At 54.7% G+C, this 18,307-nt stretch carries 18 protein-coding genes; 2 read left to right on the top strand and 16 right to left on the bottom strand.

Going from position 1 to position 18,307, the window contains the following annotated elements; translation table 11 throughout:
- From ALQ04_RS05910 to ALQ04_RS05935, 5 genes are all read right to left on the bottom strand, one after another.
- Positions 1-1,624: hypothetical protein (locus ALQ04_RS05910; protein WP_259644943.1), on the bottom strand; the 1,624-nt coding region annotated here is incomplete at its 3' end.
- Positions 1,625-1,841: 217 nt separating this feature from the next.
- A complete protein-coding gene (locus tag ALQ04_RS05915) occupies positions 1,842-2,117 on the bottom strand; it encodes a hypothetical protein (protein WP_122314919.1) in 276 nt (91 codons plus the stop codon).
- Entirely contained in the window at positions 2,114-3,094 is a 981-nt protein-coding gene (locus ALQ04_RS05920; protein ID WP_122314943.1) for an integrase domain-containing protein, read from the bottom strand. Before ALQ04_RS05920 ends, ALQ04_RS05915 begins: the two co-directional genes overlap by 4 nt.
- A 910-nt stretch (positions 3,095-4,004) precedes the next feature.
- Positions 4,005-4,283: a DUF6124 family protein gene (locus tag ALQ04_RS05930; RefSeq protein ID WP_122314920.1), complete on the bottom strand. Its 279-nt coding sequence runs from the start codon at positions 4,281-4,283 to the stop codon at positions 4,005-4,007.
- Positions 4,284-5,154: 871 nt separating this feature from the next.
- The gene (locus ALQ04_RS05935) at positions 5,155-6,486 is read right to left on the bottom strand and encodes a hypothetical protein (protein ID WP_122314921.1); all 1,332 of its coding nucleotides are present in this window, start codon (positions 6,484-6,486) and stop codon (positions 5,155-5,157) included.
- Positions 6,487-7,842: 1,356 nt separating this feature from the next.
- On the opposite strand from ALQ04_RS05935, the gene ALQ04_RS05940 reads away from it, so the two are divergent.
- Both ALQ04_RS05940 and ALQ04_RS26690 read left to right on the top strand, forming a co-directional pair.
- Positions 7,843-8,067, top strand: coding sequence for a hypothetical protein (locus tag ALQ04_RS05940; RefSeq protein ID WP_095068248.1), 225 nt, complete (start codon positions 7,843-7,845; stop codon positions 8,065-8,067).
- A 327-nt stretch (positions 8,068-8,394) separates the two neighbouring features.
- Positions 8,395-8,691 (top strand): hypothetical protein, encoded by a 297-nt coding sequence (locus tag ALQ04_RS26690; RefSeq protein WP_143498987.1) that lies wholly within the window; start codon positions 8,395-8,397, stop codon positions 8,689-8,691.
- Positions 8,692-8,730: 39 nt separating this feature from the next.
- On the opposite strand, the gene ALQ04_RS05945 is transcribed toward ALQ04_RS26690, so the two are convergent.
- Genes ALQ04_RS05945 through ALQ04_RS26860 form a run of 11 tightly spaced genes read right to left on the bottom strand, consistent with a single transcriptional unit; the run spans position 8,731 to position 18,306 of the window.
- Positions 8,731-9,702, bottom strand: coding sequence for a hypothetical protein (locus tag ALQ04_RS05945; protein WP_095068247.1), 972 nt, complete (start codon positions 9,700-9,702; stop codon positions 8,731-8,733).
- Complete coding sequence (locus ALQ04_RS05950; protein ID WP_095068246.1) at positions 9,675-10,379, bottom strand: hypothetical protein; 705 nt, start codon at positions 10,377-10,379, stop codon at positions 9,675-9,677. Before ALQ04_RS05950 ends, ALQ04_RS05945 begins: the two co-directional genes overlap by 28 nt.
- On the bottom strand, positions 10,376-10,909 hold the full coding sequence (locus tag ALQ04_RS05955; protein ID WP_095068245.1) for a DNA-binding protein: 534 nt from the start codon (positions 10,907-10,909) through the stop codon (positions 10,376-10,378). Before ALQ04_RS05955 ends, ALQ04_RS05950 begins: the two co-directional genes overlap by 4 nt.
- A complete protein-coding gene (locus tag ALQ04_RS05960) occupies positions 10,906-11,835 on the bottom strand; it encodes a hypothetical protein (protein ID WP_095068244.1) in 930 nt (309 codons plus the stop codon). The genes ALQ04_RS05955 and ALQ04_RS05960 overlap by 4 nt, the downstream gene beginning before the upstream one ends.
- Positions 11,832-12,182 carry a hypothetical protein gene (locus ALQ04_RS05965; protein WP_095068243.1) on the bottom strand — a complete coding sequence of 117 codons (351 nt, stop codon included), beginning with the start codon at positions 12,180-12,182 and terminating at the stop codon, positions 11,832-11,834. The genes ALQ04_RS05960 and ALQ04_RS05965 overlap by 4 nt, the downstream gene beginning before the upstream one ends.
- Before the next feature lie 5 nt (positions 12,183-12,187).
- On the bottom strand, positions 12,188-14,068 hold the full coding sequence (locus ALQ04_RS05970; protein ID WP_095068242.1) for a phage tail protein: 1,881 nt from the start codon (positions 14,066-14,068) through the stop codon (positions 12,188-12,190).
- Positions 14,069-14,078: 10 nt separating this feature from the next.
- Positions 14,079-14,603 (bottom strand): phage tail protein, encoded by a 525-nt coding sequence (locus tag ALQ04_RS05975; protein ID WP_095068241.1) that lies wholly within the window; start codon positions 14,601-14,603, stop codon positions 14,079-14,081.
- Entirely contained in the window at positions 14,596-15,765 is a 1,170-nt protein-coding gene (locus tag ALQ04_RS05980; RefSeq protein WP_095068240.1) for a baseplate J/gp47 family protein, read from the bottom strand. Before ALQ04_RS05980 ends, ALQ04_RS05975 begins: the two co-directional genes overlap by 8 nt.
- Positions 15,758-16,078: a DUF2590 family protein gene (locus tag ALQ04_RS05985; RefSeq protein ID WP_095068239.1), complete on the bottom strand. Its 321-nt coding sequence runs from the start codon at positions 16,076-16,078 to the stop codon at positions 15,758-15,760. Before ALQ04_RS05985 ends, ALQ04_RS05980 begins: the two co-directional genes overlap by 8 nt.
- The gene (locus tag ALQ04_RS05990) at positions 16,078-18,156 is read right to left on the bottom strand and encodes a phage tail tape measure protein (RefSeq protein ID WP_095068238.1); all 2,079 of its coding nucleotides are present in this window, start codon (positions 18,154-18,156) and stop codon (positions 16,078-16,080) included. The genes ALQ04_RS05985 and ALQ04_RS05990 overlap by 1 nt, the downstream gene beginning before the upstream one ends.
- Positions 18,157-18,165: 9 nt before the next feature.
- Positions 18,166-18,306, bottom strand: coding sequence for a DUF6890 family protein (locus tag ALQ04_RS26860; protein WP_177434664.1), 141 nt, complete (start codon positions 18,304-18,306; stop codon positions 18,166-18,168).
- Position 18,307 lies beyond the last annotated feature (1 nt).

Raw genomic sequence — 18,307 nt, forward strand, 5'->3', positions numbered from 1 at the left:
GAAGAAGTTCAGTTCTATATTGCTGGGTTGAAGGTTTTCCCAAAAAAAGGTCAAGAGGTCGCTCTATACTTCGGCAGTCACACAAAACTAAGGTATTGCCAACTTTTATAGCTAGATCAGTTTCTCGATACTCATCATCTGAAAAGCGCAAAATTCGATTTGGTAGGAGTTCAAATCCCCTCTTTTCAGTCTCAGCTCTAAGGATAGTCTCAAACTCGTAGCCGCGCTGTTGCTGATTTTCTCTAAGTGAGAAGAATAAGTTTTCGAGGACTAATTGCAGGCCGCCAATATCAATGATGTTGGTCTCGCCGTGAGGTACTATCAAAGGCCTTGGGCCCAGACTCCACAGGGAGGCTCTAGACTGATTATCGAATGATAGTTGGAAATGCTGAAAAATTTTACCAATTTCTTCAGAAAAGCTGTTGGATTCCTCATTGCTCAGATCGCTAAACTTTTTAGCTGTATCGAGTAGTGTGTTGATGAGCAAGTCATTACTCATGTTGACTTGTATGTATGCCCGTTGTAGGAATTGAACTAATCCGAAATCAGCTGTCGGTGAATCTTGTATTTTTATGCCTAATACGTATGCTGACAAAGTTGAGAGAAATAGAATAACATTCTCTAAGCTGAAACCCCATTTCTTAAGAAATGGTTTGGTCATTATTTTATGGGCTCTGAGAAAGCTTTCTCCGTCCAACATCATAGGAACGAAGTTAGTTGACTCGCCTCTCAAAAATGTAACTTGGTCAGAAAATTTTGATAGGGGGACTTGATTGTAGTTGTAACTAGCAAAAAGTATCCTATTTTTCATCGGTGCATCGGGATTGCTCTCAAAGCTGTTGAAGCTGAGTAGACCTTTGGCTGAACTAAAGTAACTCTGGCCTCTCGCAAGACGGCGGTCATAAATTTGTATCAGGCGATCAAGCTCCTCTGATCTATCGCCTCTCCACTTTCCGCTGGCCGAAACATGAAGGGTTGCACCTTTCGCGATTGCTCGCATATTTGCCATCGCACGCCAATATTCATAAGCATATCCTTCGAGTATGTATATCGCTTGATGGTCTTCGCGTTTGTAATCACTTAGCACCCACTGATTATGGTACTTTTCCCAGAGTTTATTAATGTCGTCTTCGGAGTGTCCCATAAGTGAGTGTATTTCAAAGAAAAGACCGTCTAAAACCTCGTTTGGCGCGATTTTGTCCGAAAGCGACATGTCATGAAGGTTATTTATGTCGCTGTGTTTGAATATCGCTGATTCAACAGTTCTTCTAACTGCAGCCAGGGTAGAAGCATCGGACTTCTCAAAAGCCTCAGAAATATGCCCTAATCCAATGCGGCGATATAAATGCAACCAGAAAAAAGGAGAGTGTTTAGTTGCAATCAATCTAATTGCTTCTTCCAGTTCATCTAGAAAGCTTCGAAGCAATGTAAAGGCCTTATCCCCTGTTAGGATCTGGTTGACGCCTGTTGATATTTTTGCTTCATACTTCTTTTTAATTTCCGAACGTGTCTGCCTCACTACTCTGCTAAGGTTTTTCAGATACCTTCTATGCAAAAACTCGAACGGTAGTTGGTAGTATTCTGGCAAGCATGGTTCTATATTTTGTTTGTTCCTTTTTGGCATCTAAAGTCTTCCTTGTGATGGTTTGAATCTTAGTATTATTGCTTTTATTGTATCTTTCGGCAAGTTTGTTTGTGAGGTTCGATTAAGCGTTTTTTCTTATAAAGAATCTCTTAATAATTGAGCGGTGGAGTTTGAATATTTTTTAGGGTCGTTGGTGTAAAAGTATGTATGCTGCTTTCGAACTGCTTCCGACTTTACTTGTCAGTATCAGCTCTCTTTAGAGTTTGAAAAACCATGACGTTTTTAAACGTTTTGCGAGCAAGCGGAACGTCAGTATGTAGTAATAGCGCGTCGCCGCACTGGATTGGCTCATGTGATGTTCTAGAAACCAAGTCAGATGCTTTCTCTGCCAGGTCCAAGGTGTCTCTCGCTGCCAGCGCTTTGCAATTTCAACTTGGATAAGCGTCGCCTGTCGCAAATGACGTTGCCGCGTCGCGTGCGACCCGGTCAGCACGCCAGCCAAGAACAACTCCATATCGAATGGCTTGGTCATGTCCGTCCTCCAATGTAGGCAGCGACCACGTAGATCCGTCCATGGCCCAGTTCATAGCTGATCTGCCTCCGTGCCTCACGATCAAGGCACTGATTTATTCGGCAACATTTGCCGCCGTAGATAGGTGCTCGGTGTTGGGTGATTTGCTCATAGCGCTCACACGCGTACGCCGCTCGTAGCTCATGGAAGCCTTTGAGATTGTGTGTATGCAGGATGTCCCTCGCAGGGCGGGTGACTTCTTGCAGAACATTCAGGTAGCTTTCGTGTAGTGCAATCAGGTTGCGGCTACCCGCAGGCGATACCTGCTGTGCGAACCTGAGTGCTTCGCGAACATGGTCGTCCCCCGCAATCCATCGTGGTGCCGAGGCGCCGGAGCGGCCGCCTTTGGTGCCATCCTGAATGTTGATCCTGCCTAAGTCTTCAGCCTCACGGCTCAGCCGTGGCAGGTCAGCCAAAACGGCCTCACGTAAGCGCATGCCGGTGGCTCGCGCCAACAGGACAATTGCGGCGGCCCGTTGCTGATGATCGCGGCAAAGCGCATCTACGATTTGCTTAACTTGTTTGCGGTCTTTGCCCTGCGGCATCGACTGGCGAACTCCGGTGCGTTGCATACTCAAAGCCTTGCTCGGGCTTGGCAATTTCACGCACTGATCACCGCGAAGCGCTGCCATGGTCCTGTTAACGCTGGATAGCCGATTTTGTGCGGTACTAACGGCGAGGTCACCGCGCCCAACGGCATCGCGCAGAGATGCTGCATAGTCGGCCAACACCTTCCGATTGATCTGCCGCGCATCATTGATACCGGGCCCCTGATCGGAACGACACCACTTTACGAATGCCCGCCACCTATCACAGTGCGCCTTGACCGTGCCGTAGTGGCCTCCTCCGAACATGTCTTTCAGCGCTTGCGGCCCCGCGTAGCTCAACTGTCTGCCGTAGCCGAAATTACGACCATCGCGTTTACCCACCAATGCCATGTCGGTCACCTCATCTTCCGATCTCCGATCCTCGCCCCACGTCATCCCGCCAAGAATGTTGAGTGTTATCAGGGATCAAGGCCCCTGCGACCTGTGAGGGTTGTCCACTAACGCGGGACTGGCGGCTCCTTACGACCGGGAGCTTGTGCATCTCATGATCTGGCCTCCTGAGCACTTCCGAAGAAGTGGGCGGGTGGAGGCTGCACTGGCTGACGCAACCAGCGCCGCGAGATCCTGAGCCGGGTGAAGGCAGTGAAGCAATGACCGGGGCATGCCTGACTGTCAGTCAGGTGCAGTCCATTCCGTGGGCTGCGGCACCATCATCTGCATCGCTGTTGCTGGTGACTTCGGTGTTTGTCACGCCGATTGTCACGAGGGGGAATGCCGCAAACCCTTGTACGATTTGGGGTGCAGCAGCGGTAGGAGCGCCTGTCTCTTTCCGGAAGAAAGAGACGGGCGCAGGTTGGCGCAAGGAAATGGCCAAGCGGATAGGTTGCTGCAGGGCAGCTATGAAAGGGGATGAGTTGCCGCAGTGGGCACACTGGTAAAAGTAGGCATCCATCACATCACTTTGACCGTACGAGCCGCCGGACGCTAATCGCACTTTGGCAGAACCACTACGATGTGGCGTAGCCTCAAAGGCCCTGGCCAACTGGATTGCAGTCAACGAAAACGCTTTGCCCAATCTTTTCTTCGCCTGTGGATAACTCGGGCAAGCCTCGATTGCGTGGGAGCTCTGCGGCAGTAGATCAAATTATCCACATGTGGGTATCAGTAGTTTTTCATAGACACTGACGTGGGCTTCAGATTTTCAAGTGATGCCTCTCCAAACAGAACGGATTTGCCCCCCTGTTTGGATAGACCCGAATAGAAAAAGACAGCAAGCCCAAATCAACTCAGAATATTGAACTCAACCCACTTGGCGCCTCTCCTCCAACCCCGCCACCGAAGCCTCAACAAGCGCCAAAGCCGCCTCTATCTGATGCACCACCGCTCTAGCTAGCGGGCGATATTCCTTCGTGCTGTTATCCGCCGTTTCATAAGCGGTAGCCGCTGCGCAGGCGAGGTATTCGGATGCAAGCACCAAGGCATCTTCAACCCTGACGCCGGGTTTTACGTTGAACAGGCCGACATTGATTTCATGAGGTGTTGCTGCGGTTTGGGGAGGGGCTTTGGTAGAGCTGACCATGGTGACGTCCTTGACGTGGTTGAGCCATCACGTTTCGCGACTAAACGAAAGGCGGCGGCTATGCACGGGTTAGTCGACCGGGACGTCAAGCACCCGGCGCACCCGAAGGTGCCCCGTGCACAGCTGCCATAAAACGCCATGCCGGTGTCGAGGACACGGGCGATGGTTATGGTGCTCGCTTTTGCTTGACGATGTTCAGGCGACTAAACCCGGTCGCTGGTTTGGCGACAGGCAGGAAGGTAGTCGTGGCGTCAGGCATCTACAAGCGGTTGCTGAGGGTATCGCTGAAGTTCAGAGGAGTCCTACAGCGGTGATGGGCGGTTGATGGCGTTGCTACCGTCAACTGGCCCTGTCGCGAACAAACTCCCGCTCACAAAACTGTACCCAAACAAAAAAGGCCCATCTTTCGATGAGCCTTTCTTGGTACTTCGTATGGTGCCGGCACCAGGAGTCGAACCCGGGACCTACTGATTACAAGTCCAAAAAAGTACTCAACAATAGCTGAGAGTAGCCTTAATTACCATGTTTTTCAGATATATATGTGAGATATGGGAGCAGTATTCACTTTTGGTGTGGACATATTGTGGACACTTTTCTAGCTTTCAACGGATGGTTTTACCTTACCTGCCTGCTGTGTCGTCACTGGCCGCCTGCGTCTGTCGCGACCTAGTATTGGCGGAGAGCTTCAATCGTGTGACGCAGCAAGGGTTCTCCAGCTCTCAAAAAATGATTGAAATTTCCGTCTATTCGGCAACTTTCCTTTCGGTCTATACAGTCAGATCAGCCGTTAGCCCCCTGGATTTCCGCTATAATACTGCCAAGCTCGTAAATCCACTGAGGCCTTCACGAGCTTGCAGAACGCGTCAGCGTGTTACCATTGAACCTTCCATCGCCCCCCCCCAGTACATTCGGTGCAACGTTGGATAGTTTTGTAATCTTTGCTTCCCTCCAGCTTCTGAATTCCCTTTTCTGCTTGAATAGCTTTATGCAGTGTTTTCCATGAATTATGGTTACAGGAGTTAGTTACAACCAGATTATCAGCCGGCCCACTTTTTTTGGTCTTTTTGTAGTACCTTGTTTCCCCGGGTACAAATGGAACATGAATCTCAGAGGGCTTTTTCTCTTCTTCACTCTCGACGTCCTCATCCTCCTCAAGCCCAGCTTGAGCCAGTTCAGAGTACAGCGAGGTCAGTTTACCTTTTAACTTAGCAATTTCCGCCTTCGCCTTGTCCAAACTATCGGCCAGGTCGCTGTTTTCATTAATTATAGAGTTTAACTCTTCCTCTCGCTGTTGAGCGTTCGACCGACCAATACGGTCTCGCAATTCACGCTTCGAGATTTCGCGCATACCTCTGGGCACCGATAGAGACAAGGAAGACGTTTCCATCACTACCCTACGTACAACGGATAAAAAATTACTCATCCCAGCGACGTTCGTCCCAAATTTTTTCTCAAGCTGTTCCGCAGTCCAGACTGTAGACCGGAGATCATCCTGCACTCCTAATGGCCAGTAAAGCCGAACTGCGCCGAGGTAACAAGAGTTCTGTTTACCTAACTCGTCAGTAAGAGCCCAAGATCCATGCTCATCAACTGTTGCAATATGGGCGATTCCTACCAAATCTCTGGCCAGCTTATCGGCTAAGTCACGCCAAACTACTTTATCAGTGGACACTATTATAATGGGGAAGTGCCTGTTCTCATCAAGCAACCTCTCACACAATACCACCCCCTTATCCTCTCCAAAATATTCTACCGGAATGGTGGGTGGGACGGCTTCGCCCCCTAGCTCCCAATCATTATATGAACTTATTATATCTCTTATTATAGAAGGGCAGCGAGGGAGGAGTTTGAGTGGCGCGATAACATGGGAAAGCCTATTTGCAGACAGCGAGCAATACACAGAGACTGCATCTTCAATCTGACAAAATTTTATATTTGTTATAAACGCATGCTCATTCGGAACGATGTCAATCATTAAAATCTCAGACAACCGGCCCAGCGCGTTATTCACAGTAGTTCTCGTGTAACTTCCCACTGCATTTTCAGCGTTGCTTTGGAAGCGTCCTTTTTCTTGCGTAAAATCTGTGACACCCTTTTTCTGCATCCATCTAACAAACAGTTCGTCTAATGCGTGAAAACGCTTTTCAGCGCTTTCTAGATCTGACAACTTCGTAACAAATGAATAAGTAGCTAATTCCTGCATTATAATCTCCCTAAAAAATCAAAATGAATTTTTATTTCCGAATGGCCTTTTGACATTAGGCAAAGATCCTCATACCGTCAATCGGTGGGTAGCCCGGGTGAAGGACGAGCTACGAACAGATTCGGGTAAGGTGTAGAGTTTCAGATTGATTTAATGAGGGGCACTGTTACTTCGCACATAGGCTTGACAGGCCTTGAGGATGATCAGTCCTTGATCGCTTAGTCGGTGATGCCGACGGCACCGGTGGCTTCTCGTCCCCTATCGTTATTACCCGGGGGCGGCAACGGTCGTGGCATCAAGAATGCACATGAGAAAGCAAATGCAATGCAAACGGTTGGTCACATGGAGCTCCATTACCAATACCCCTAGCTTCCAGCGTTTTGTGGGGGCCTACCGCCAACAACCGGATGTGGTGTTTCGAGAGCCGATCAGTTTTTGAAAATCCACCCTTTCACCGGTTTCTCAATTTTTCACCCAATGAATCCTGGCACCCCAGCATTTCCACATCCGTGACCGCCTGCAGCACCGCTGTGCAACGCCATGACATTTTTCTGCAAAAGGTTGCACTGTGTGCAATGGCTGATCGCCCAGGGAAGCCCACAGACGGCGTGGCCTGGAGCACCGGTTGCACCACACCAGGTGTTTGCGTTTTTTTAGGACACAAAGCGCGTCGGCGGGAGGGGGATAAGTGAATTTCCAGATGATTTTTTCTGCACCACCACATTTTTCGGCGGAAACACAATACATCGCTTGCAATGCCTCCTGAGATCATAAAAGGCAGAGGGCCTAGGATGGACGGACCCTCTGCTTACTACACCCAGCTCTGAGACTTAAGGACTTCACTTGCAGGGAGTGCGACTAACACCGCTTTCAATCCGTCGGAGCACGGCTTCGTCAGTAACACCAAGTAAAGCCTCACAATCCTTGAGCTGAATAATGAAGATGATTCCCTGTTTTGAACGCAAACCACATACAGCCAGGTTCAGTTCTGAACATATTTAGAGATGAGGCTAGGCAGTAATCTATTTATGCCACTACGAGCTTTATCTCTCGGTAAATCATCAATCAACACTTAAAGCATGGTCACTAATCTTCCTCTTATTGAGCAGAAATCAAATACAACTCCCGATTAGCTTTCGAGTCAACTGCTTGTCGATAGCGGGCACGTGTTTCTGACAGGCGGTTGTGTGCGAGCAGGATCAATGCTCCGACTTGGAGTCGGACTGACCGGTGGCCGGATAATGTTCGATTTAAACTTGAAGTGATTGTGAAGACGAACTTCAATCTAAGGACTGATTTTATCAGTGAGGCAGCTAAGAGAAGACTCTGCTTCTGAAGGTTATCAAGGATGTCATTATGCAAAATAGTTCTGAAAAGGTTTACTGCAATTCACTTGTAGCCGTTTTTCATGCAGCATTCCAACTCGGCTTTGATCCCTATGCACTTGCAATTCAAGCGAAATTTGATGTGGCGAGCTACTTGGATATGCCACCGCTGTTGTTGGCTGAAGGGCCAGAACGGGTAATTGATGAATCATTGATTGTCGCAAGGCTTATCAATCAAAAATGGCCGCCCCCCTAACCCCGCGGTCTTACCAACAGAAGGCAGGGAGGAGCAATCATGACTCGGGAAGGTAACGCGAGTGAAGGCAGGTTATGCTGCCTAGGCTATGAACCGCTAGATGCATTATTTATCGGCAGGCGAGGTTTTTTTTCATTTGAATGTAGGCAGTGCGGTAGAAAAATAACGAGTGCTGAGATTTTGCTGCGCGCACAAGATTATGTGGATTTACGACGTACCCCGATCTGTGAGTTCGGCTTTTGTGTCTTTTAGCTAGGTAATACGCCCTCTCAAATAAGTAGCCTACTACAAAGAGTTTGGGGAGCCTTGAAATCATAGGAAAATCTAATGACTGGTAAAAATCGAGCTTTCTCCATTCATGAGCTTTTGGTGGCACTATTACGAGATCAAAATATTCACGAAGGATATTATGGACTGACTGTACAGTTCGAGGCTCACGGCACTGCCTTGACACTATCCGGTCGCCCTGAAAGCAACCTGCCTGGTTTGACGATAGCGGTATCTGGTGTAACTCTGATCTCAGTTGCAGATAATGAGCCAGGCAGCGTTGATGCCTCAGTAGTTAACCCGATTAGATCTGAGATTCGAGTCAGGAAACAAAGAGGCAGCAAAATACTGCAATAACGAGCAAGAGAGAAATTAAATTTGAATTTTGTTAACTGGTTATAACGTTATTGCGGATAGCTTAGTGGACATTAATACAGCCTTCGCTGCATTTCCAGTAAATTCTCCTGCACTACTTGGGGGGGGTGTCGGCCCATGTGTATGCGCTGCGATCTGAGTGTTCATCTCCTGGAGCAGATCCAAGGTGTCACACAGCACCTTGAAGATGTTAACGCCGCTGGACCCTACCCAGTTTTTCGGTGCCTGCAGGCGCTGGCTTCCCTTCGCAACGCTCTGACGTAGCCCCTCGATCCGCTCCTGCATGTCACCACCGACCGTGGTGTTATACTTTTGAGCCACGACCAGATTCAGATCTCGTCCGGTGGCAATGTGCAGATCGTCAGTCGCAGCCAGGCTCGCAGATCCGCCTGATAGCAACTTGAGCGCACCCAACGCCTCGATCTTCTTGATCCCTCCGACCGTCTCTGTTGAATGATCGTCAACGTTCCGGGCGTGGCTCTGGAACTGCTCCGAGTTGCCCAGGGCTTCCACCTCGCGCTCGATGGCTTCGTCTCGGATCTTGCCATCCGTCTTGCGCAGCCAGTTACCATCCGCATCAACACGCTGTTGCACCGCATCACTGTGCTGCCACACCTGGTCACCCTTCGGCACCTTGGGCAGACTCAGGCCGTGCGGCAGGATCGACTGAATGTAAGGGCTGCTGGGCAGCCCGTAGGCAAAGCACACGACCACGCGGGTGCCTTCCTCCGGAAAGCCAAACATGCCCATTTCATCGCCGCCGTTGGCCAGCGGCAACGGCACGCCGGCCAGTACCGGCAGATCCGGATCCGGCTCGCCGTCTGCAGTCAGCACTTCGATATCAACGGCATAGCGCGGACGAAAGTCATCGCAAAGGCCTGCGCTGGCCGGCGCGTCCGGAACGGACACAACACGGCCAAAACGCGGCAAGTGGTAGCCGCCGGTGAGTTCAGGAAAAAGGCGTTCTACGCTGCGCTTGATTGCGTCGTCCATTTTATCGCCATCTGTGTTCCGGCGAGTGTCACGCTTGTGATCCGCTCGCCTTGGTTGAATGAAACGCCTGGTCGCATGCCTGGTAGGGCAGCGATCATCGCGCTTTGATTTCCTTGATACCCGTCGAACAGGCTCACGGGCAGTTGGAGAGGTGATCGAGCACCGAAGAAGCTGTCAGCCCAGGATCCAGCGAACACCTCGCCATCGCCCTGCTGCTGCCAGATAAAGTCCTCGATCCCGAAGACCCGCCCGAGGCTGTCCAGGGCCTGATACCCAGCCGCCAGGCTGTAGAAATAGGCGACCTTGGTCCGGGTGTATGCCTTGTCAGGCACCCGAAAACGCAGTCCGGTCTTTGTGCTGATATCAGCCAAAACCGTGTGCATATCTGCATGGCGAAGGTTCATCGGTAACGGGTTGGCCAGCACGGCGGCCAGCTCGCGGCAGAACACCACTTGCTCCACGCCATTGGCGGCAGTGCAGCGCTCGACGTAGCCGATGAAGTGACGCTGCAGCGTGGCTTCGTTGTAGCCGATATCGAACGTCACCAGGCCTTTCACCTGGGCACTGGCCTTTATCGTGAACATCGCACGCCCTGGGCTTTTCAGCTCAAGGCGAACCTCGTCTTTGACCAGGGAAACAACGTTGCCGTCGATGGTCAGGATCTTGTGGAGTTTCATGCCCCACCGCCCAGGTAATTGTCCACCTTCTTCATGACGGCCTCAAAGCCGGTCAGCTCTTCGGGCTTGGTGCTCCCATCCGATCCCGACACACCGTCGCCTGGTGCCGACTGCGACGTGACCGAGTTGCCAGCGCGCCGGTTCTCGACCTTTTCAGGATTCGACAGCTTCTCACTGAGCGTGAACTGGATGATCCATTGAGCAAGGCTGTCGTCTTCCCGGGCGCTGACGCCATCTGCAAATGTCACTTGCCGGACACCGAAGGCCTCGGCGGTGTCGTTCACGATCCGATACGTCGTGAGCTGGCCACCGCCTTCAGTCGATTCAGCCAGCCGCATGAGCGTGCGCAGATTGGCTTTGTCTTTGTACCGAATCGTCATCGCCACGGTGAGTGTCTTGGGCTTGAAGCCCTTGTGCGATTTCTCGGTACCAGACGTCTGGCCGCTCATGTCATCGGCTTCTATTTTGAGGTTCGCGGTTACTTTCATGCGGTTGCCGATGATCTGCTCGCCGTTGAGAAGAATTGTCATAGGCCTACCAGCTCGCGCACAAAGCTCAGGCCCGAGAGCGAGCCAACAAGCAGCGTTCCGGACGAAAGCACCCATTCATGGCCAGGGCTATCGTCACCGCCCGCAAGCAGCTCCTTGCTCAGTTCAGCAGGCGTACCAGGGCCGATCAGCCTTGCACGCATCGTTGCGTCTTCGTCATTACCGGCCAGCAGGGCCTTGAGGTCGTCCAGTTCCTGGTCACGTCTCTGCTGCAGCTCGGCCTTGCGGCTGGCCAGCGCGGCCAGATCCTCCAGGGGCGAGCTGTCGGCGTAGCTCTCCAGGGCTGCAATCTGTCCGGACATGGCCTGCTTCGCTGACTTGAGCACTGTGCAGCGCTCAAGCGGCAGGCTTCCCCAGCGCGGCAACGTGCCCGCCGTAGGGATCACCCACTTGTCTGTTTCCAGAGTCGAGAGGCTCTGCGCCCGGCGCTCGGCCCGGACCAGATCCGGCATCGGCAGCAGTGCATTGAAGCGTGACAAGGTGCTGGCAAGCTGTCCGTAGTGCGTCGCAAGGAACAGGATCGACAGCGCGTATTGCGGCTCTACTGGGCGACCGTCATCCGTGATATCGGTGAGCTTATCCGCAAGCAACTGCAGCAGATTCGGTGCCGACAGAAAGCGCTGATTGCCCTTGCCTTGCCCGATCCCGGACTGAAACGGCGTCACTGTGAGGCACGCCGGCGCTTCGCCCAGGGTATTTGCCATCGCGGCCTTGCCGGCCTCGATCACGCTTTCGGCGGCTGCCCCCACAGGCCCAGGGCTGGTGCTGACCATCCCGGCCAGACCCGCCAAGCGTTGCCCGGTGCTGACCAGCTCGCCGCTGGCCAGGTCCTTTGCCGCTGACAGATCGTCCATCCAGCCCGTGGCCTGCTCAGGCCAGCGCATTGTGACGGGGAGCCAGGCATTCATTGCTCGTCGTCCCAGGTCACAGCCTGCAGCGCGTCCAGGTCGCCCGCTGCCAGGGCCAGATCCAGCTGTCGCTTGAGTTCATTGGCTTTCTGCCACATATGCGCCTTGAACTCGACGTCCAGAGAGCCGGCAACCGCCGTTTCACACGCGAGGCTGATCCGCTGACCCTGCGCTTGATACAGCGCGTTGACGTCTGAGGGGCTTGCCTGAAACTTGTCACCCTCATACCCCCATCCTGGCTTGGCATCCGCCGGGCAAGGCACCCAGATCAGTGACGGGTGAAACTTGCCCGTTGGGTCCACGTCCGTTGTTTCCGCGACTGCAGCATTTTCAATTCGTGCCCACATACTGTTTACCACTCCACTTTAACCATGCCGTCCGCACCTAAGCCGGGCAGTCCATCTTGTGAGCGGGATCCAGCTCCGCCTCCCGGCCAAACGCCTGGCACACCGCTTGAAGAAATAGGCGCGGTACTCGCAAGAACGTTTCCGCCGCCTGCTCCACCTTGGCCATTTGTCTGGCCAGCGCTGCCCATCCCGCCGGCGACGTTGATGCTCCCACCAACGCCTTTGCCCCCAATCGGTAGGACACCCGGTTGGTATTGGCCACCTTGGCCACCCGTTGCGCTGATGTACGCCCCGAAACTTGACGTGCCGCCATTGGCCCCGTTGCCCATGTGCGGGACGCTTCCGGGACCGCCCGCCCCAACCACAATGGCCACCGACGACACGCCCGTTAGGTCCAGGGGTTTAAAGGCATATCCGCCACCGCCCGCCCCGGTCGTTACCATGTCGTATGCGTAGGCCCCGCCACCGCCGCCACCAATAACGGTGACGTTTGCACGTCGACGACCACTGCGCAGCACGGGCGGAACGGTGTAGGTGTACGAGCCGGCAGCGGCCTGAACAAACAAACCGGACACGATGCTTGCCGGCAACTGTGCTTGCCCTACACACCACCACTTCCCTTTGCCATCGCTACGCAGATGCAGAAAATCGCCGGCAAACAGGAGTTCAGTCGAGGACTGCCCGTTCGCATATGCCGTGGTATCCAGCATCAACTTGTCGTTGCCGGCAGCCGTAATGACAACGGGGTTTATCGTCACATCGATGCGACGCAAGGTGATGTCCCTGACGCCCAATGCCGTATTCGATGCAGGCAGGTTAAAGGTCAAAGGCCCGGCAGCCGCATCCAGCAATTCAAGGGCTTGCACTCGCTCAAGCACCGCCATGACCGATTTCGTCGTCGCCAGGATCTGGCTGCTGTTGCTGACCGGATCATCACTGAGAGCATTCGGCAGGTTGCCCAGCCCGACGTCCTCTTTTGTAGTGGCCCGGGCGCGCAGTCCGGCGTAATCCCCAGTCCGGAACGCGAACTGCTGCACCAGCGGCCCGTTGACCGGCTCGACAGACCGGCGGTCTACAAGCGTTGCGGCGGTCACGTTGGCAATTGGCACGCAGTAATGCGGCTTGCCCTGGGCATCGATGTAATCGACCAGGTTTGCGCCAAACACCACACTGAATCGGGCGACCACATCACTCAGCTCACGCTGCAGCATGACGTCAATCCAGACTTGGGCTGGCAGCGCCGGCATGACAACCGGCAAGGCCGCTGATTGCACAAGTCGAATGCCCTCGATGTACGCAGTACCAGGCTTGAGCTGATAAGTCGTGCCGGCCTTTTCAAGCTGCAGGGCGCTGCCAAAGAAACAGGCACGCCCGAACACATCGCGGTTGCTCAGTCGCTCGCGCTCATCGATGCCGGCAAGACGCACTGTGAAGTCATGCTGCCATGTACTGGCGTCGATTGTGATACCGGTCAGTGCATGGGCGCCGTCGAACTCCACGAGGAAGTTGCGGGTCAGGTTGTTGCCGATCTGCAGCGGCGGGATGTAGCGGCGCTTCTGTTGCAGCGGCACATACGACACCGCGAACAACACGCCCTCGATGCTTTCAAGGCCGATCCAGTTGAAGTCCCAGTCTCCCACGTCCGAGCCGATCTGCGCGCTGTACACCACCTGGTTGGGGTTCACATAGCCGCTGTTCTTGTCGGGGATGTCGTAGCTGTAAACGATCTGACCTGCAGCGGGCTTCGCTGCAGCACGGTCCACCGCACCGGCGGTGTCCAGATCTGGCACGTTGGCGAAGATGAAGCGGGCAATGCGCAGCGCTTCTTTTGCACCTTGCTTCTGTGCAATGAGGCTTTCGCCGGCAAGGGTAATATTTGCACCCATGTGGGTACTCCTAAAGGCGGGCGACCAGCGTTTGCTGATCGTCGTTGAAGTCCACCAGGGCGATGGTTAAGGCCACTGGTGTGATGGTTGAGAATTCATAACGGCGGCAGGTGCGCCCGTACTGCTGAATCAGCACGCGCAGCAGCTCGGGGTTTTTCGAGAGCTGGCTGTCTGAGAGGCGTAGCAGCACGATGTCCCAGTCGCGGCCTGGCTGACGCTCCTCGATCTCGACGTAGCCCACACCAAGGCGCACCAGGATGCGTTTCATCCCTGATGTGCTGCCGGCATCTACGGCGTTGATGAATGCGTACTTGACCCGCAAGCGGTACAGGCTTTCGGGTTCGCCTTTGAAGCGGGTGATGTCCCGCTGCCAGGCCAGCAGATCGAGCACGACCAGGTGACAGGTTTCGGCATCCATCTGCATCAAGGGCCAGCGCAGCCATTCCTCGACTTTTTCCCACCAAAATTGCGCGGCGTTCTTCAGCTTTGTCAGCTCGGTACCGGCGAGCCAGAACTTTAGGTCGAGCTTAATCATGCAGCACGACCTCCAGGCTCTGGATCCGGGGAATCGTCAGCTCTGACACGATGTCGCTGTTCGTGAATGACAGTGACTCAATACCGGTGAACTGCTGGTGCAGCTCTTCGCCCAGGCGACTGAATGAAAAGCGCGACTGGGGATAGGTCCGCGTCGGCTGATAGTCACTGTTCTCGCGGAAGGCCGCACGCACGAACTGATCGATGTTTGCCTGCAGCGTCAGCAGTTGCTCGGCGGTCAGCGTCGAGCGCGGCCAGACTTCAAGGCGCAGCGCGTGAACGGTTTCCGGCACGACCATGACCAACATATCGTCGCCATGGCCATGATTTCCCTCGTCGCGGATATGCGCGTTGATCTGCTCCAGGTACGTGTCCGCCGGCACGCCGGATTCAAAAAGCACGTAGGCATTGGCGCTGCCTGGCCCACGCGGGGCACCGTGCTCAAAATACACACCGTCTGCCCGCACGCCCGGAAACGCAGAGATCATCGCCTTGTAGACGGCATCGGTGTGCCACTGATTGACCGCCGAAAACTGGTTACGGACCCGCAATCGCAGCTCGTCGTTTTCTTCTGAGTCCGTGCCTGGTGTGGTCAGCCAGTTGTCCGCGTTCACTACCTGGGCAATGCCCGGTACCGGCGTCGGCAGGATCGCGTAGTAACCCGGTGCCAGGTTATAGCCAGATCCGCTTTCTGCTGCCTCGACCGGGATTTCCAGTTGCATCAGGCCATCGGCAAAGATCCCGTCAGCGGTGGTAACAAGCTGGTAGACATGGCCATTGATCGAAGCCGAGGTAACCACGGTCCCGGCCCCGACGATCAACGAACCGCCAGGAGCCGTGCGCGTGAACAGCAAAACGCCGGCGGCCTTTGTCGCGCCCTTGCGCTCGACGTCGACGGCCCAGGCCAGCATGTCGAGCCATGCATCAACTGCAGTCTTCACGAAGAAGTTCGGCAGCACCGTCGCGACAACGAAGTCCAGGATCCACAGCACAGGTTTTGTAACGAGGGCCGTAACGACCCGCCAGAACGGCGAATAGGCACTGGTGTTGCTCACCTTGCTGCCCTGGGCAACAACCTCAGCCTCCCACGCGGCACGCAGACCGGCCTCGGTCGTTGGAATGCCTGCATCGGCTAACGCTTGCTTGAAGTCAACGTCACTCAAGCGTCACCTCCACTGAACCGAATTCCAGGGTGGTGGCCGTGACCAGGTACTGCCCAGGGGACTGCTGGGTGATCAGCGCCGTGCCTGGGACCAGGCGTGTGTCTGTCTCGACAAGCAGCTCCAGTTGCTGGATGCAGTCGCGCTGACGCAGCCGGTCGCGCTCGGCCACCAGCGTTACAAGCAGGCCGCTGTCGCGAATCATGTGCGCGATGTCCTGCGCAATACAGGCCCTATCCTCGATCTGATTCGGCTGCTGCGACAGATCAAGAGCCAGGTCGTTGTCGACGATCAGCAAGTCAATGTATTCGGCCATCAGCCACCCACCGACATGGCAACCATGCTTTCAAGCTCAAGGGGCGTCATCGGCTTCGAGGTGTGGATCTCGACCTTCTCGACATGCGTGCCGGGGCGCTGATTCATGGTTGTGTTCTGGATGCTCTGCATCAGTCCTCCACGGGGAACAGATAGGGGTTTACTCGGGCTGATCGAGGGCACGCTCGACGTGCGCGGCTCTTGCGCTTGTGGCAGGCCTGGCGGCATCAGCATTTCGTTGAGCGGTAATGAAAATGGGGCTTTCTGGGCCGGGGCAGATGCCCCGGGCAGATCTGGAATACCAGCGGCCACTGGCAATGTGGCCTTTGCCCCGGGCAGATCCGGCACCTCGGGCGGCGCTGGCAGATCACTGAAAACAGCATCGATCTTCACGCCCGGGATTTTGTTCAGGATCTCGATCAGGCCGCTTACTGCGGTCTTGAAGATGTTGACGATTCCGTCCCAAGCGACCTTGGCCATGCCGCTCCAGCCGCCGATCTTGCCGAACCAGTCCGAAAGCGCCTGCAACTGGCCAGCGATCCACTGAAACGCGGCGGTATTCATCAGCGCGCCGGTCCATTGGTCCCAGTAGACGATTGCGGCAGCAACGACAGCGACAAGGGCAACGATGCCGGCAACAATCAGCAGCGCCGGGTTTGCCAACAGGGCGGCGTTGGCCAGCCAAATCGCGCCTTGCCACAACATCATGGCGGTGCGACCGATGACCAACGCGGTGTACAGCGTCGTCATCACCACCACCAACGCAGTGATATACAAGGCGTTCAGGATGAACATCGCAATCGACTTGTAGCCCTGCCAATTAAGCAGCTTCCAGACCGTGACCATGCCCAGCCAGGCCATCTTGCTGATTCCGACGACCATCGTCAGCGCGGCCATTGCAGCGGTAATACCCAGAATAATCAGCGCGGTAATGCCGATCACGCGGGTGATGTTCGGGAAGATCTGTGTCCAGCGGGTCAACGTGGCGGCAATGCTCACCAGCTTATCCATCAGCGGTGTCAGCGTCGGAATCAGGGCCTGACCAAAGGACGTGCGCAGCGCGTGTACTGCAGACGAAAACTGCATCCACGGATCCACCATGGCCTTTGCCATCTTGTCAGCGTTTTCGAGGCCTCGGACTTTGCCCAGGGCGTCGATACCGTTGCGCAGCCGGTCGGTGTCCTTGGCCAGCGAGCCGAGCACCTGGGCACCCTCACCGCCGAACGCTTCCATCAACTTGCTGCCGGCCGAGGCGCTGGTCAGGTCGCCGTACTTGGCCTGCAGCTTGTCCAGGATCTCCAGCATCGGCAGCGTGTTGCCCGCTGAATCCGTGAGCTTCATGCCGAGCTTTTCGGACGCAGCGCCGATATTTTCAAAGAACGCTTTATAGCGTCCGCCGGCATCGCCGCCTTCCATTGTGCTGCTCAGCGAGCCGATCACGGCCATCTGCTCCGCGACACTGACGCCGGCTTGGGTCGCGATTGCGCCGACTTCTTTAAAAGCGTCCTTGAGCTGCGCGCCGTCCGTCCTGAACAACTGCACAGCCAGGGCCGTCTGGCCTCCCAGTTGCTCGACCCAAGCGCCTTTACCCATGGCGTCGGCCTGACCTTTGAACAGGTTGTACATCGTGCCGACGTACGCGCCCATAGTTGCCGCGTCGGACTTTGTGGCCTTGGCCAAGAGGTTGCTGGTGTTCGTGAAGGTGGCCAGTTGGTCGCCGGCCAGGCCTTTGATTGCACCGCTGATGCTGTAGGCCGAGGCGGCAAATTCGACGGCGTTGGCCCCGTAAGCGATGGAAAATTCCAGTGCTTTTCGGTTCAGCGACTCAAGTGCATCCTCGGCCACGCCGAGGGAACGGACCTCGCCCAAGGCGCGATTCATTTCAAGCGCTGGCTGCAGTGATTCGTTGATGGCCACGCCTGCGCCGACCAGCCCCGCAAGACCGGTGCCCATCTGTTTGATGTTGTTTTCGCCCTGTTCAGCCAAGTCTGAAAATGTGGTTTTCACCTTGTTCAGAGGGGCACTGACCTTGTCGGTAAGGCTCAGGATGAACGCGAGGCGAGCGGAACGATCAGCCATGATGCGGTGTTATCCGTTAAATGCATGGGAAATGCCGTTGGCGACGGCGAATTCCAGGCGTTTGAAATACTCATCTTCAAGCCATTTGGCCGTGCCCATGTTTTCGATAGTGGGCACGGCACCGGGTAGCCAGCGCTGGGTCAGGGCCAAT

This window comes from Pseudomonas cichorii, from assembly GCF_003700275.1.
Classification (GTDB): domain Bacteria; phylum Pseudomonadota; class Gammaproteobacteria; order Pseudomonadales; family Pseudomonadaceae; genus Aquipseudomonas; species Aquipseudomonas cichorii_B.

Excerpts from the sequence above, each read along its gene's own strand:
- ALQ04_RS05915 (WP_122314919.1), bottom strand. The coding sequence starts at position 2,117 with ATGACCAAGCCATTCGATATGGAGTTGTTCTTGGCTGGCGTGCTGACC.
- ALQ04_RS05920 (WP_122314943.1), bottom strand. The coding sequence starts at position 3,094 with ATGGCATTGGTGGGTAAACGCGATGGTCGTAATTTCGGCTACGGCAGA.
- ALQ04_RS05930 (WP_122314920.1), bottom strand. The coding sequence starts at position 4,283 with ATGGTCAGCTCTACCAAAGCCCCTCCCCAAACCGCAGCAACACCTCAT.
- ALQ04_RS05935 (WP_122314921.1), bottom strand. The coding sequence starts at position 6,486 with ATGCAGGAATTAGCTACTTATTCATTTGTTACGAAGTTGTCAGATCTA.
- ALQ04_RS05940 (WP_095068248.1), top strand. The coding sequence starts at position 7,843 with ATGCAAAATAGTTCTGAAAAGGTTTACTGCAATTCACTTGTAGCCGTT.
- ALQ04_RS26690 (WP_143498987.1), top strand. The coding sequence starts at position 8,395 with ATGACTGGTAAAAATCGAGCTTTCTCCATTCATGAGCTTTTGGTGGCA.
- ALQ04_RS05945 (WP_095068247.1), bottom strand. The coding sequence starts at position 9,702 with ATGGACGACGCAATCAAGCGCAGCGTAGAACGCCTTTTTCCTGAACTC.
- ALQ04_RS05950 (WP_095068246.1), bottom strand. The coding sequence starts at position 10,379 with ATGAAACTCCACAAGATCCTGACCATCGACGGCAACGTTGTTTCCCTG.
- ALQ04_RS05955 (WP_095068245.1), bottom strand. The coding sequence starts at position 10,909 with ATGACAATTCTTCTCAACGGCGAGCAGATCATCGGCAACCGCATGAAA.
- ALQ04_RS05960 (WP_095068244.1), bottom strand. The coding sequence starts at position 11,835 with ATGAATGCCTGGCTCCCCGTCACAATGCGCTGGCCTGAGCAGGCCACG.
- ALQ04_RS05965 (WP_095068243.1), bottom strand. The coding sequence starts at position 12,182 with ATGTGGGCACGAATTGAAAATGCTGCAGTCGCGGAAACAACGGACGTG.
- ALQ04_RS05970 (WP_095068242.1), bottom strand. The coding sequence starts at position 14,068 with ATGGGTGCAAATATTACCCTTGCCGGCGAAAGCCTCATTGCACAGAAG.
- ALQ04_RS05975 (WP_095068241.1), bottom strand. The coding sequence starts at position 14,603 with ATGATTAAGCTCGACCTAAAGTTCTGGCTCGCCGGTACCGAGCTGACA.
- ALQ04_RS05985 (WP_095068239.1), bottom strand. The coding sequence starts at position 16,078 with ATGGCCGAATACATTGACTTGCTGATCGTCGACAACGACCTGGCTCTT.
- ALQ04_RS05990 (WP_095068238.1), bottom strand. The coding sequence starts at position 18,156 with ATGGCTGATCGTTCCGCTCGCCTCGCGTTCATCCTGAGCCTTACCGAC.